Annotated in this window: 14 protein-coding genes and 1 pseudogene; 7 read left to right on the top strand and 8 right to left on the bottom strand. The window is 71.2% G+C overall.

Annotation, left to right across the window (positions count from 1 at the left end; translation table 11 throughout):
- The first annotated feature begins 76 nt into the window (after window positions 1-76).
- On the top strand, window positions 77-1,036 hold the full coding sequence (locus tag CCN39_RS23630; protein WP_086845400.1) for a GlxA family transcriptional regulator: 960 nt from the start codon (window positions 77-79) through the stop codon (window positions 1,034-1,036).
- A gap of 53 nt (window positions 1,037-1,089) precedes the next feature.
- Here the strand turns inward: CCN39_RS23630 and CCN39_RS23625 are convergent, their stop codons facing one another.
- A complete protein-coding gene (locus CCN39_RS23625; protein ID WP_086845398.1) occupies window positions 1,090-1,509 on the bottom strand; it encodes a cytochrome c oxidase subunit 4 in 420 nt (139 codons plus the stop codon).
- A gap of 32 nt (window positions 1,510-1,541) precedes the next feature.
- Complete coding sequence (gene ctaC / locus CCN39_RS23620) at window positions 1,542-2,483, bottom strand: aa3-type cytochrome oxidase subunit II (RefSeq protein ID WP_167455164.1); 942 nt, start codon at window positions 2,481-2,483, stop codon at window positions 1,542-1,544.
- A gap of 184 nt (window positions 2,484-2,667) precedes the next feature.
- Here ctaC and asnB point away from each other — a divergent pair, with 184 nt between their 5' ends.
- On the top strand, window positions 2,668-4,602 hold the full coding sequence (gene asnB / locus CCN39_RS23615) for an asparagine synthase (glutamine-hydrolyzing) (RefSeq protein ID WP_086845394.1): 1,935 nt from the start codon (window positions 2,668-2,670) through the stop codon (window positions 4,600-4,602).
- 57 nt (window positions 4,603-4,659) lie between these two features.
- Here asnB and CCN39_RS23610 read toward each other — a convergent pair whose 3' ends face one another.
- Window positions 4,660-5,652 (bottom strand): carbohydrate kinase family protein, encoded by a 993-nt coding sequence (locus CCN39_RS23610; protein ID WP_086845391.1) that lies wholly within the window; start codon window positions 5,650-5,652, stop codon window positions 4,660-4,662.
- Window positions 5,653-5,800: 148 nt separating this feature from the next.
- Here CCN39_RS23610 and CCN39_RS50770 point away from each other — a divergent pair, with 148 nt between their 5' ends.
- Window positions 5,801-5,971, top strand: a complete 171-nt coding sequence (locus tag CCN39_RS50770) for a hypothetical protein (RefSeq protein WP_167455163.1) — start codon at window positions 5,801-5,803, stop codon at window positions 5,969-5,971.
- 63 nt (window positions 5,972-6,034) lie between these two features.
- Here CCN39_RS50770 and CCN39_RS23605 read toward each other — a convergent pair whose 3' ends face one another.
- On the bottom strand, window positions 6,035-6,412 hold the full coding sequence (locus CCN39_RS23605) for a HesB/IscA family protein (protein WP_086845389.1): 378 nt from the start codon (window positions 6,410-6,412) through the stop codon (window positions 6,035-6,037).
- Between the two features lie 148 nt (window positions 6,413-6,560).
- Between CCN39_RS23605 and CCN39_RS23600 the strand changes: the two genes are divergently transcribed.
- The gene (locus CCN39_RS23600; RefSeq protein WP_086845387.1) at window positions 6,561-7,208 is read left to right on the top strand and encodes a DUF3043 domain-containing protein; all 648 of its coding nucleotides are present in this window, start codon (window positions 6,561-6,563) and stop codon (window positions 7,206-7,208) included.
- A 166-nt stretch (window positions 7,209-7,374) separates the two neighbouring features.
- Window positions 7,375-8,364: an aldo/keto reductase family protein gene (locus tag CCN39_RS23595; RefSeq protein ID WP_086845385.1), complete on the top strand. Its 990-nt coding sequence runs from the start codon at window positions 7,375-7,377 to the stop codon at window positions 8,362-8,364.
- Here CCN39_RS23595 and CCN39_RS23590 read toward each other — a convergent pair.
- Genes CCN39_RS23590 through CCN39_RS23580 form a run of 3 tightly spaced genes read right to left on the bottom strand, consistent with a single transcriptional unit; the run spans window position 8,361 to window position 10,154 of the window.
- Complete coding sequence (locus tag CCN39_RS23590) at window positions 8,361-8,573, bottom strand: hypothetical protein (RefSeq protein ID WP_086845383.1); 213 nt, start codon at window positions 8,571-8,573, stop codon at window positions 8,361-8,363. The two genes, CCN39_RS23595 and CCN39_RS23590, sit on opposite strands and share 4 nt — an antisense overlap.
- Complete coding sequence (locus tag CCN39_RS23585; protein WP_086845381.1) at window positions 8,566-9,408, bottom strand: phosphoribosylaminoimidazolesuccinocarboxamide synthase; 843 nt, start codon at window positions 9,406-9,408, stop codon at window positions 8,566-8,568. The genes CCN39_RS23590 and CCN39_RS23585 overlap by 8 nt, the downstream gene beginning before the upstream one ends.
- On the bottom strand, window positions 9,405-10,154 hold the full coding sequence (locus tag CCN39_RS23580) for a GntR family transcriptional regulator (RefSeq protein WP_086845379.1): 750 nt from the start codon (window positions 10,152-10,154) through the stop codon (window positions 9,405-9,407). Before CCN39_RS23580 ends, CCN39_RS23585 begins: the two co-directional genes overlap by 4 nt.
- Window positions 10,155-10,292: 138 nt before the next feature.
- Between CCN39_RS23580 and CCN39_RS23575 the strand changes: the two genes are divergently transcribed.
- Window positions 10,293-10,739: a hypothetical protein gene (locus CCN39_RS23575; protein WP_086845377.1), complete on the top strand. Its 447-nt coding sequence runs from the start codon at window positions 10,293-10,295 to the stop codon at window positions 10,737-10,739.
- Here CCN39_RS23575 and CCN39_RS23570 read toward each other — a convergent pair.
- Entirely contained in the window at window positions 10,736-11,413 is a 678-nt protein-coding gene (locus tag CCN39_RS23570; RefSeq protein ID WP_086845375.1) for an IspD/TarI family cytidylyltransferase, read from the bottom strand. The two genes, CCN39_RS23575 and CCN39_RS23570, sit on opposite strands and share 4 nt — an antisense overlap.
- A gap of 269 nt (window positions 11,414-11,682) precedes the next feature.
- On the opposite strand from CCN39_RS23570, the pseudogene CCN39_RS23565 reads away from it, so the two are divergent.
- Window positions 11,683-12,393, top strand: a pseudogene (locus CCN39_RS23565) (nicotinate-nucleotide--dimethylbenzimidazole phosphoribosyltransferase); the annotation flags it as partial.
- Between the last annotated feature and the right edge of the window lie 227 nt (window positions 12,394-12,620).

Below are 12,620 nucleotides of genomic sequence, written 5' to 3'. Positions count from 1 at the left end.
AGGTTCGTCCGGTCCGCGGCCGCCGACCAGTGTCAGAGATGACAACGGCCGCAAAACTTGTGACACACTGGCCGCCATGGACGTCAACCGGGTCGCCGTGGTGCTCGCCGACCGCGTTTCGCCGTTCGAGCTGGGCGTCGCGTGCGAGGTGTTCGGCACCGATCGCAGCGCCGACGGCATCGAGGGCTGGGACTTCGCCGTCTGCTCGCCGGGCGGGACCGGGGTCGCGAGCTGGTCCGGCTTCGGGCTGTCCGGCCTGCGGGACCTGGACTTCGCGGCGTCGGCGGACCTGCTGATCGTGCCGACGTGCGCGCCCCGGACCGCGCCGCCGCCCGAGCCGGTGCTGGACGTCCTGCGCGACGCCGCCGGGCGGGGCGCGTGGGTGGCGGGGTTCTGCGCGGGCGTGTTCTCGCTGGGCTACGCGGGCCTGCTCGACGGCCGCCGCTGCACGGTCCACTGGGTCTACGAGGCGGAGTTCCGCCGGCGGTTTCCGGCGGCCGAAGTGGACCCGCAGGCCCTGTACGCCGACGACGGCGGCATCCTGACCAGCGCGGGCACGGTCGCGGCGGTCGACCTGTGCCTGCACCTCGTCCGCCGGCTGCGCGGCGTCGCGGCGGCCACGACGCTGGCCCGGCGGATGGTGGCGGCCCCGCACCGCGCGGGTGGCCAGGCCCAGTTCGTCCAGGCGCCGGTGCCGGCGACGGCCGCGGGGGACGACGCCGTGGTCGCGGAGGCCCTGGAGTGGGTGGAGCGGCGGCTGGACCAGCCGTTCACGGTGGCCGAGCTGGCCCGCCGCAGTGGCCTGGGCGAGCGGACGTTCCTGCGCCGCTTCTCGGCCGCGACGGGCACGACGCCGCACCGCTGGCTGACCGAGCGCCGCCTGGACCGCGCCCAGGCGCTGCTGGAAGAGGGCGGCCTGTCGGTGGAGGACATCGCGGCGGCGTGCGGGTACGCCTCGGCGGCGGCGCTGCGGCACCAGTTCAGCCGCCTGCGCGGCACGAGCCCGTCGTCCTACCGGACGGCGTTCCGCGGCTGAAAAACGGAACCGGCCGCCACGCGTGTGCGTGACGGCCGGTTCCGCAGTGAAGCTCAGTCGTGCGACGGGCCCGTGTGGTACTCGAACACCAGGCCGCCGATCGTGATGAGCAGCGCGACCAGCGCGATCACCAGCAGCCAGATGTGGAAGAACGCCAGCGCCACGGCCGCGAGCGCCGCGGTGGCCGCCATGCCGATCGGCCAGTAGCTGCCCGGGCTGAAGAAGCCCAGCTCGCCCGCGCCGTCGCTGATTTCGGCGTCCTCGCGGTCCTCCGGGCGCGGTTCGATGCGGCGGGCGACGAACTGCATGTAGCTGCCGGCCAGGAACGCGAGACCGCCGGTGAGGAACAGCGCGACGATGCCCACCGGCTCCGGGCCGTGGGTCGCGGCCAGCGCTGTCCACACCCAGTACACGGCCGCCATGAACACGGCGAAGATCGCCACGATGAAGAAGATGCGGGCTTCGACCTTCATGGTCTTTTCCTACTCCTGTTGTCCGCTGGGCGTCAGTTCGAGGCGGTGCGTGCCGTGCGGTCGGTGTTGAACGGCTGGGTGGTGACCGCGTGCGGGGTGCACAGCTCGCCGCAGTTCATCTTCGCCAGCGCCTCGGCCGCCGTGAACGACTGGCCCGTCGCCGGGTTCGTCTGCTTGCGCAGCGCGATGTACTGGTCGTACTTGTCGGCCGACAGCGCACGGACCTCGAAGTTCATCACCGAGTGGTAGGTGCCGCACAGCTCCGCGCACCGGCCGACGAAGGAGCCTTCGCGGTCGATCTTGTTCTGGAAGGAGCTGTCCTGGTTGTTCTTCTCCGGGTTCGGCATGACGTCCCGCTTGAAGTGGAACTCCGGCACCCAGAAGGAGTGGATGACGTCGGTGGAGACCAGGTCGTACTGGATGGTCTTGCCGACCGGGAGCACGAGCAGCGGGATCTCGCCGGACGAGCCGACGGTGCTGACCTGCTGGCCGTCCGGCCGCTTGGCGCTCTCGTCCTCGTACTTGAACTCCCAGTTCCACTGGAAGGCCACGACCTGGACCTTGACGTCCGGGTTCGGGATCTTGTCCAGGACCTTCGACTCCGTCGTCGCGGTGAAGAAGAACAGGACGCAGACCATGATCGTCGGGACGACGACCGTGAACAGCTCGAGCGGGATGTTGTACTGGAACTGCCGGGGCAGCTCCTCCGGCTCGCCGTCGGCCGTCTTCTTCTTGCGGTGGAACGTCGCGGTCCAGAAGATCAGGGCCCACACGATGACGCCGACGACCAGCGCCGCGACCACGGTCCAGGTCCACAGGTTCCGCATGTCGGTGGCCTGCTGCGTAACGCCGACCGGCCAGCCGAACCGCAGGATCTCGTCGCCGGAGCAGCCCGTCGCGGTCAGCGCGACCAGCACGGCCAGCGCGGCGATCCGCACGGTCCGCTTCCCCAGGGTGCGCTCGGGTTGTCCCACTGCGCCTCGCCCTTTCACCCAGAGCCTCCTACGACCGATCTTTGTGACAGCCGGACTCTAGCCGAGTTGGCCCATCCTGCTGACCAAGGGGTAACCATCGACGTGCGTGTTACTCGCCACCTGGGTCCCGGCATACTGGGGCCTTCCCCAGCCCGGTGAAGACCCTGAAGGTGTGTGAGTACCCGTGTGCGGCCTGCTTGGACTGATCTGCGCGACCGAGACCGGCGCGGCGAACGCGCGTGACGCCGTCGGCGCGGCCATGCGCTGCCAGCGCCACCGCGGCCCCGACGAGCAGGACACCTGGGCCGACGCCGAGGTCGTCTACGGCTTCAACCGGCTCGCCTTCATCGACGTCGAGCACGCGCACCAGCCGCTGGTCTGGGGCCCGCCCGAGGCGCCGGGCCGCTACACCATGAACTTCAACGGGGAGATCTACAACTACCTGGAGCTGCGGGCGGAGCTGGCCGAGAAGCACGGCGCGAAGTTCGAGACCGAGGGTGACGGCGAGGCCATCGTCGCCGGCTTCCACTACCTCGGCGCGGACTGGGTGAAGCGCCTGCGCGGCATGTTCGCCTTCATGATCTGGGACTCGCAGGAGAAGCGGGTCTTCGGCGCGCGCGACCCGTTCGGGATCAAGCCGCTGTTCTACTCGGCCGGCCCGGAGGGCGTGGCGTTCTCCAGCGAGAAGAAGAGCCTCCTGGAGCTGTCGGACGTCCTCGGCGTCGCGCAGGAGCTGGACCGCACGGCCCTGCAGCACTACCTGGTGCTCCAGTACGTGCCCGAGCCCGAGTCGCTGCACACCGCGATCCGCCGCGTCGAGTCCGGCACGTCGTTCGAGGTGGTCCCGGGCGGTGCGGTGGAGTTCACCCGCTACTTCCACCCGCAGTTCAGCGCGAAGCCGGTGAACACGCAGGCCGAGGCCGAAGAGCTGCACCAGCGGATCGCCGATGTGATGCGCGACTCGGTCGGCAAGCACATGATCTCCGACCCGGACGTCACCGTCGGCGCGTTCCTCTCCGGCGGCATCGACTCCACGGCCACCGCCACGCTGGCCAAGGAGCACAACCCGAACCTGATCGCGTTCACCACCGGGTTCGAGCGCGAGGGGTACTCCGAGGTCGACGTCGCGGCCGAGTCGGCCGCCGCGATCGGCGTCAAGCACGTGGTCCGCACGGTGTCGGCGGACGAGATGATGGAGGCGCTGCCGCTCATCGTCTGGTACCTCGACGACCCGGTGGCCGACCCGGCGCTGGTCCCGCTGTGGTTCATCGCCCGCGAGGCCCGCAAGCACGTCAAGGCGGTGCTGTCCGGTGAAGGCGCGGACGAGCTGTTCGGCGGCTACACGATCTACAACGAGCCGATCTCGCTGGCGCCGTTCGAGAAGATCCCGGGCGGCATGCGGAAGCTCATCGGCAAGGTCTCGACGAAGATCCCCGAGGGCACCCGCGGCAAGGACCTGCTCCGCCGCGGCGCGCTGCCGCTGGAGGACCGCTACTACGGCAACGCCCGCAACTTCCGCGACGACCAGCTGCGGAACGTGCTGAAGACCTACCAGGAAGGCGTGGGCTTCAAGGACGTCACGGCCCCCTGGTACGACGTCTCGCGCGGCTGGGACCCGGTGGCCCGCATGCAGCACGTCGACCTGTACACGTGGCTGCGCGGCGACATCCTGGTCAAGGCCGACAAGGTGACGATGGCGAACTCGCTGGAGCTGCGGGTGCCGTTCCTGGACGCCGAGGTGTTCAAGGTCGCGGCGTCCATCCCGCTGGACCAGAAGCTCGCCCACGGCACGACGAAGTACGCGCTGCGCCAGGCCCTGGCCAAGATCATCCCGGCGCACGTGCTGAACCGCCGCAAGCTCGGCTTCCCGGTCCCGATCCGGCTGTGGCTGCGCAACGAGATGTACGACTGGGCGAAGGGGATCATCTCGGACTCGAAGACCGAAGAGCTGCTGGACAAGAAGGCGATCCTGGCGCTGCTCGAGGAGCACAAGGCGGGCCAGCTCGACCGCAGCCGCCAGCTGTGGGCCTTGATCGTGTTCATGCTGTGGCACGGGATCTTCGTCGAGCACCGGATCAAGCCGGAGATCCCGGAGCCGGTGTACCCGGTGAAGCTCTGACGCCCGCGTGACGAAGGCCCCGCACCGATCCGGTGCGGGGCCTTTTCCGGGCCGGGCTCAGGCCGCGGGCAGGACCGCCGAGATCTCATCCGCCGCGTCCGGGCCGAACGCCTCGCCGATGCGGGACAGGGCTTCCGCGCGGTCGAACGTCCACTCCTGGGTGCCGACCGTCTCCAGGACCAGCACCGCGATCAGCGAGCCGAGCTGGGCGGCGCGCTCCACGTTCAGCCCGCCGTCGAGGCCGGCCAGGAAGCCCGCGCGGAAGCCGTCGCCGACGCCGGTCGGGTCGGCCTTCGCGCGCTCCGGCACCGCGCCGATCTGCAGGGCGACACCGTCCTTGCCGACGATCTCGACGCCCTTCTCCCCCAGTGTCGTGATCCGCACGCCGACCTGGTCGAGGACGTCGGCCTCGGTCCAGCCGGTCTTCTGGAGCAGCAGCTCCCACTCGTAGTCGTTGCTGAACAGGTACTTCGCGCCGGCGACGAACGCGCGCGCCTGCTCGCCGGTCATCCGGGCCAGCTGCTGCGACGGGTCGACGGCGAAGGCGTACCCGCGCTGCCGGCACTCCTCGGCGTGGCGGATCATGCCCTCGGGGTCGTCCGGGCTGATCAGCACCAGGCTCAGCGCGCCGACGCGCTCGGCGATCGGCAGCAGCTCGATGTTGCGGGACTCGGCCATCGCGCCGGCGTAGAACGTCGCGATCTGGCACAGGTCCTCGTCCGTGGTGCAGACGAACCGCGCGGTGTGCGCGACCTCGGACACGTGCACGCCGGAGGTGTCCACGCCGTGCCGCTCCAGCCAGGAGCGGTAGTCGGCGAAGTCGGCGCCGACGGCGCCCACGAGGACCGGCTGGACGCCGAGCACCCCGAGACCGAAGGCGATGTTCGCGCCGATGCCGCCGCGCCGGACCACCAGGTCGTCGGCGAGGAAGCTCAGCGAGACGCGGTGCAGCTGCTCGGCGACCAGCTGCTCGGCGAACCTGCCCGGGAAATGCATGAGGTGGTCGGTCGCGATACTGCCGGACACCGCGATCCTGGCCCTGTCTGCCACCGGCTGCTCCTTCGTGTTCGACCTCACGGCAAAAGGCGCGAAGTTACCCCCGGGTCATGACCCATCCGGGTAGTTCGCGCGTGCCCACCCGACACTACCGGCTGGTACTCCTTCTCCAGTCGACAGCGGATCAATAGCGTTACGAATCGTGAACGCCGTCACCGAACCCGAGACCCTGTCCGAGCTGATCGCCGACTGTGCGCTCATCCCGGCGACCCTGCAGGCCGAGAACCGGCCGCCCGCCCTCGTCACGGCCAGTCCGTGGGAGGTCGACGAGGCGTGCCACGCCCAGGTCGCGGAGCTCGACGCCTACGTGTAGCCCGCAGAGACGGGAAAGGCCCCGCCTCCCTTCCGGGAGACGGGGCCTTTCGCGTGCTGTGGCTCAGTGGAACGAGTCGCCGCAGGCGCAGGAGCCGGTGGCGTTCGGGTTGTCGATCGTGAAGCCCTGCTTCTCGATCGAATCCACGAAGTCGATGACGGCTTCCGACACGTACGGCGCGCTCATCCGGTCCACGGCGACCTTGAGGCCGTCGAAGTCGCGGAACAGGTCGCCGTCGAGCGTGCGCTCGTCGAAGAACAGCTGGTAACGCAGGCCGGCGCAGCCACCGGGCTGGACGGCGATGCGCAGGTGCATGTCGTCGCGGCCCTCCTGCTCGAGCAGGGCCTTCGCCTTGGAAGCCGCGGCGTCGGTCAACGTGACGCCGTGGGTCTCCTCGGCGGTCTCGGCCTGCGTCGCGCCGGCGTGCTCAGCGGTCGTCATGGCACTCCCTCATCAAAGTCGAACTCGCTGCGGATACTCCTCGTGCTGACGTGCTCAACACCGGGGACGTCCGATCTGTTCCCCCACCATGGTCGCACATGGATCGCCCTGGTTACCGGCGGCGTGACGCCTGCAATACCCTGGTGAGGTGAGGTTCCTGCGCCGAAGCACCACAGACACCGCCGCCGACGAGCCGGAGACGGCCGAAGCCGTCGACGTCGCAGGCAAGGCGTACACGCCCGGTAAGGGCAAGGCCACGCCGAAGCGCCGCGAAGCCGAGGCGAAGCGACGGGGCCCGGTGGCGCCGCCGCCCACGACGATGCGTGAGGCGATGAAGCGCAACAAGGAGTTGCGCAAGGCGAACCCCCAGACCAAGGAAGACCGCCGCGCGGCGGCCAAGGCCCGCCGCGACGCGATGATGCGCGGCGACGACAGCGCCCTGCTGCCACGCGACAAGGGCCCGGTCAAGCGGTACGTCCGCGACCTGGTCGACAGCCGGCGCAACCTGCTCGGCCTGTTCATGCCGCTGGCGATCGTGGTGTTCCTGGCGCTGCTGGTGCCGTTGCCCCAGGTCCAGTCGTACATCACGCTGCTGTGCACGGCGATGCTGCTGGTGATGGCGATCGAGGGCTTCGTGAACGGCCGCAAGATCGCGAAGCTGGTGCGCGAGAAGTTCCCGAAGGAAACGGTGAACGGCCGGTCGATCGGCTGGTACGCCTTCGTCCGGGCGTCCCAGATCCGGCGGCTGCGGATGCCGAAGCCGCGGCTGAAGCCGGGGGATCCGATCCCGAACTGAGCTGCTTCCGAGAAGCCGGGTCGAGCGATGCTCGACCCGGCTTCTTGCTGTCCGGGACCACGGCGGTGCCGGACCTGGCCGACCGGCCGAACCCGCCGCCGGCCGCGAGACCGGAGTCACGCCAGGTCGTTAGCAAAGTAAACGATTACCGCCTAAGCTCGCGGCCATGGAGTTTCGTCGTCTCGGCCGCAGTGGCCTCAACGTCAGTGAGATCTCGTACGGGAACTGGCTCACCCACGGTTCCCAGGTCGAGGAGGACCAGGCCCGCGCCTGCATCCAGGCCGCCCTCGACGTCGGCATCACCACCTTCGACACCGCCGACGCCTACGCCAACACCGCCGCCGAGGCGGTCCTCGGGCGCGGGCTGCAGGGGCAGCGGCGGGAAAGCCTCGAGATCTTCACCAAGGTCTTCTGGCCCACCGGCCCCAAGGGCCCCAACGACAAGGGCCTGTCGCGCAAGCACATCATGGAGTCGGCGCACGCCAGCCTGAAGCGGCTCGGCACCGACTACGTCGACCTCTACCAGGCGCACCGGTTCGACCGGCACACCCCGCTCGAAGAGACCATGACCGCCTTCGCCGACCTCGTGCGCCAAGGCAAGGTGCTCTACGTCGGCGTCTCCGAGTGGACCGCCGAGGAGATCTCCCGCGGGGCCGCGCTCGCCCGTGAGCTGCACATCCCGCTCGTCTCGAACCAGCCGCAGTACAACATGCTCTGGCGCGTCATCGAGGAGCAGGTCATCCCGGCCTCCGAGCGCGAAGGCCTGAGCCAGATCGTCTGGTCGCCGATCGCGCAGGGCGTGCTCACCGGCAAGTACAAGCCCGGCCAGGCCTACCCCGAAGGCTCGCGTGCCACCGACGAAAAGGGCGGCGCCGACATGGTCGCCCGCTTCCTCGACGAAGACGTCCTCAAGCGCGTCGCCCAGCTCGAACCGCTCGCCGGGCAGGCCGGCCTCAGCCTCGCGCAGCTGGCCGTCGCGTGGGTGCTGCAGAACCCGAACGTCGCCTCCGCGATCATCGGCGCTTCGCGGCCGGAGCAGGTGCACGAGAACGTCAAGGCCGCCGGGAAGAAGCTCGACGCCGACCTGCTGACCGCCATCGACGACGTCCTCGGCGACGTCGTCGAGCGCGACGCGAGCCTGACCAAGAGCCCCTAGTCCTGGTTGATCCGGCCCTGGAACGGCACCCCGAGGTCGAACGCGTCCTCGGGGGCCATCCGGGGCTCCAGGCCGAACCCGCGCAGGAGGCGGCCGGCCCCGGCCAGCCGATCCCCGCCGCGGCCGGGCACGCGCGACGGCTCGAGCCCGTGCGAGACGAGCAGGCTTTCGACGTCGTCGATCAGGCGGTACGGGTCGTACTCACCCACGGACCCAGGTCTTCCCCGTGATCCGCTCGTAGACCTCGGTGTAGCGCTGCCGCGTCTGCTCGACGACGTCCTCGGGGATCTTCGGCCCGGGCTCGGTCTTGTCCCAGCCGGTCGTCAGGGACCAGTCGCGCACGAACTGCTTGTCGAACGCGTGCTGCGTCCGGCCCGGCTCCCACTCGTCGGCGGGCCAGAAGCGCGACGAATCCGACGTCAGGACCTCGTCCCCCAGGGTCAGCACGCCGTCGGCGTCGAAGCCGAACTCCAGCTTCGTGTCCGCGATGATGATGCCCTGGGCGGCCGCGTGTTCGGCGCCCTTCGTGTAGATCTCCAGGGTCAGCTCACGAAGCCGCTTCGCGGTGTCCTCGCCGATGTCGTTCAGGACCTCGTCGAAGGTCATGAACTCGTCGTGCCCGGTGTCGGACTCCTTGGTCGTCGGCGTGAAGATCGGCTCCGGCAGCTTGTCGCCCTCGACCAGGCCCGGCGGCAGCGCGACGCCGGAAATCTTGCCGTCGCGCTGATACTCGCGCAGGCCCAGGCCGGCCAGGTAGCCGCGCGCGATGCACTCGACCTTGACCATCTTCAGCGGCTTGCAGCGCATCGCCCGCCCGGCGAACTCCGCCGGCACGTCGGTGGTCGAGACGACGTGGTTCGGGACGACGTCGGTCATCCGGTCGAACCACCAGGCCGACAGCTGGTTGAGCAGCTTGCCCTTGTCCGGGATCGGCGTCGGCAGCGAGACGTCGTAGACCGAGACGCGGTCGGACGCGACCAGCAGGATGTCCCCGCCGTCGAGTTCGTACAGGTCACGGACCTTGCCCGCGTGGATGTGCTTCATTCGCCGTCCTCAGTCGTGTACTCGTAGAAAACCCAGTGGTCGGGCAAGGCGGCGGACTCACCGTACTCGACGACCGTCCCGTCGGCCGCCAGGAAGGTGCTCCGGCCCAGCAGCACCGGCGACCCGGCGGGCAGCCCCAGCTCGGCCGCCTCCTCCTCGCCGGCCCGGCCCGCCGCGTGCCGTTCCTGCGTCGTCGCGATCTTCGTGCCGAGCCGGGTGGCCGCGTGGGCCGCGGTGCCTTCGACGATCCGCTCCGCCACCAGCAGCGCCGGCGCCTTGGCCGACAGCGCGCCGTCGAACCACGACGTCGACGTCGACAGCGGCCGCGAGTCGGGCCCGTAGGTGGTACGCCGGCGGCGGATCACCGGGGCACCCTCCTCCAGGCCGAGTGCGGCCGCGGCGCGTTCGGACGCCGGCTCGAGGCCGGCCGAGCGGATCACCGCGTAGTGGCCGGGCGGGTAGATCCGGCCCGTCCGCACCGAAGCGGCGGTGCGGTCGCGGGCCGTGCGGTGCAGGCCGCCGCGGTCGACGACCGTGCCGACGCCGCGCACGGGCCGCACGAGCCCTTGCGAGCGGAGCGTGGCCAGCACCTTGGTGGCCGTCGCCATGGCGACGGTCCAGGTACGCGCTATCTCGCGGGCGGACGGCACTGCGTCGCCCTCCTGCAGCCGGCCGGACAGGATGTCGTCACGGATCCGGCCCGCGATCTGCAGGTACGGCGGCTCAGGGCGGTCGAGGGTGGGCAAGGCGGCTCCTCACAGGGACAACACGCACAAGTGTTCTAGCACGCCGACGGGTGACACACAAAGGCCTGTTCAGAACCACCCAGGTGTACTAGTACACGCACTGGACTGTGCTCTAGTGCGCAAGTTACTCTCGAAAGTGTGTCCCCGCCCACAGCACACTCCGGTTCGAGCGGCCAGGGCCTCGAGGAACTCCTCGAGGAACTCCGGCGCCGCAAATGGGTGCTGCACCTGTTCGGCGGCCGTGAGGCGCCGGAGATCTACGCGGCCGTGCACCGCTGGCCCACCTGCGCGGACGTCATCATCCTCCGCGACGAGCACCGGGCCAGCGCCTACCGGGTGCCGACCTTCCCGGGCACGGACGTGTTCAGCCCGCGGGTCGTCACCTGGCAGTACCACGCCACCCCGGTGTGGACGCTGCGGGCGGTGCTCACCCTGGCGGAGCCCGGCACCCCGGGCGCACCGCTACAGGCACTCCGGCCACAGCCGGACTGCCGGATCCCGCCGGAACTGCGCCACGACGTCACCATCCGGCCGACCGGGACGCACGAGGGGGACAACGGTGGTGGCCCGCCCGCGTGCGCCTAGCGGGCGAGCAGCCGCTCCGCGACGACGAGGTCGTGGGGATAGGTGATCTTGAGGTTCTCGGGAGCCCCCGGGACCCAGCGGATCGGCAGGGAGGAGAACCGCTCCATGCACGAGGAAGTGTCCGTACCCACGAAGCCTTCGCGCTCGGCCTTCTCGTAGGCCTCGAGCAGCGGTCCGGCCCGGAAGCCCTGAGGCGTCTGGACGCGGATCGCGCCGGGCACCTGGGCGACCAGGTGCCCGGCATCCACCTCGACGACGTCGTCCGCGGCCAGGCCCGGCACAGCCCCCCCGTCCTCGCGTGACCGGGCCAATACCGCGCCGACCAGTTCGGGGTGGACCAGCGGCCGGGCCGCGTCGTGCAGCAGCACGGCGTCGACCCGGCCGCCCGCAATTCTCGGAGCGAGGTGCCGCAGCGCGTTCAGCTCGGACGCCTGGCGGGTGTCGCCGCCGTGCACGATCTCGACGCCGTCGCCGGCCACCTCTTCGGCGAGTTCCCGGTCCTGCGGCCGGATGACGAGCACGAGCACGCCGATCCCCGGGACGCGCCGGAAGGCGTCCAGCGACCAGGCGGCCACGCGCCGCCCGGCGAGCGGCAGGTAGACCTTGTTCAGCTTCGCGCCGACGCGGGTGCCCGCGCCACTGGCCAGCACCACCGCGGCCGCCGTCGTCTCCACGAGCCGCGAGACTACTGGGCACCGGTGAGCCCCGCCGGATGCGTGGGCCGGATCCTCGCGGAAGCCGCTGGGCACCCGGAGGCAGGGCCTGCCACCACGGGGCCGCCGCGCCACCCGAGCCGAGCCGGGCACCCGGGTCCGAATCCCGTGCCACCTCGCGGAAGCCGCGCCGCCCCGCCGGACCGCCGCCGCGCCCGGCCGCACGACCGCCTGCCGCCGCTGCCCGGTAGGTTGGCCGCAGCGTTGCCGTGCAACAGGAAGGGCCTGGTGTGGAGCCGGAAAACATCGAGTTCCCCGAGATCACCCCGCCCGACGACCACGCCCGGTCCGCCGCGATCGCGCTGCACGACAAGCTCGTCAAGCCCGCCGGGTCGCTCGGCAGGCTCGAAGAGCTGGGCGTCTGGATCGCCGCCTGCCAGGGACAGTCGCCGCCGCGGCCGTTCACGCGGCCGCGGGTCGTCGTCTTCGCCGGGGATCACGGCATCGCCGCGAAGGGCGTTTCCGCCTATCCCGCCGAGGTCACCGCGCAGCTGCTGGGCACCATGCTGACCGGCGGCGCCGCGATCAACGTCCTGGCCGCCGCCGCGGGCGCGAGCGTGCGCGTGGTCGACCTGGCCGTCGACACCGAAGCCCCGGCGACCCGCTCGATCGGCGAGTTCAAGGTCCGCCGCGGCTCGGGCTCCATCGACGTCGAAGACGCGCTAACCGCCGACGAGGCGAAAAAGGCGGTCCGCGCCGGGATCGCCATCGCCGACGCCGAGGTCGACGGCGGGGCCGACCTGCTGATCCCCGGCGACCTCGGGATCGGCAACAGCACGCCGGCGTCGGTGCTGGTGGCGGCGCTGACCGGCAGCGAGCCGGTGGCCGTCGTCGGGCGCGGCTCCGGCATCGACGACAACGCGTGGATGCGCAAGGCCACCGCCGTGCGCGACGCCCTGCGCCGGGCCCGCGCGGTGCTCGCCGATCCGGTCGACCTGCTGCCCCCCCCCCCCCCCCCCCCCCCCCCCCCCCCCCCCCCCCTCCCCCCCCCCCCCCCCCCCCCCCCCCCCCCCCCCCCCCCCCCCCCCCCCCCCGCCCCCCCCGCCCCCCCCCCCCCCCCCCCCCCCCCCCCCCCCCCCCCCCCCCCCCCCCCCCCCCCCCCCCCCCCCCCCCCCCCCCCCCCCCCCCCCCCCCCCCCCCCCCCCCCCCCCCCCCCCCCCCCCCCCCC

It is taken from the genome of Amycolatopsis kentuckyensis (genome assembly GCF_002155975.1).
Lineage (GTDB): Bacteria > Actinomycetota > Actinomycetes > Mycobacteriales > Pseudonocardiaceae > Amycolatopsis > Amycolatopsis kentuckyensis.
Note: the sequence above shows the minus strand (reverse complement) of the source record. Positions and strands in the feature narration are given on the sequence as shown.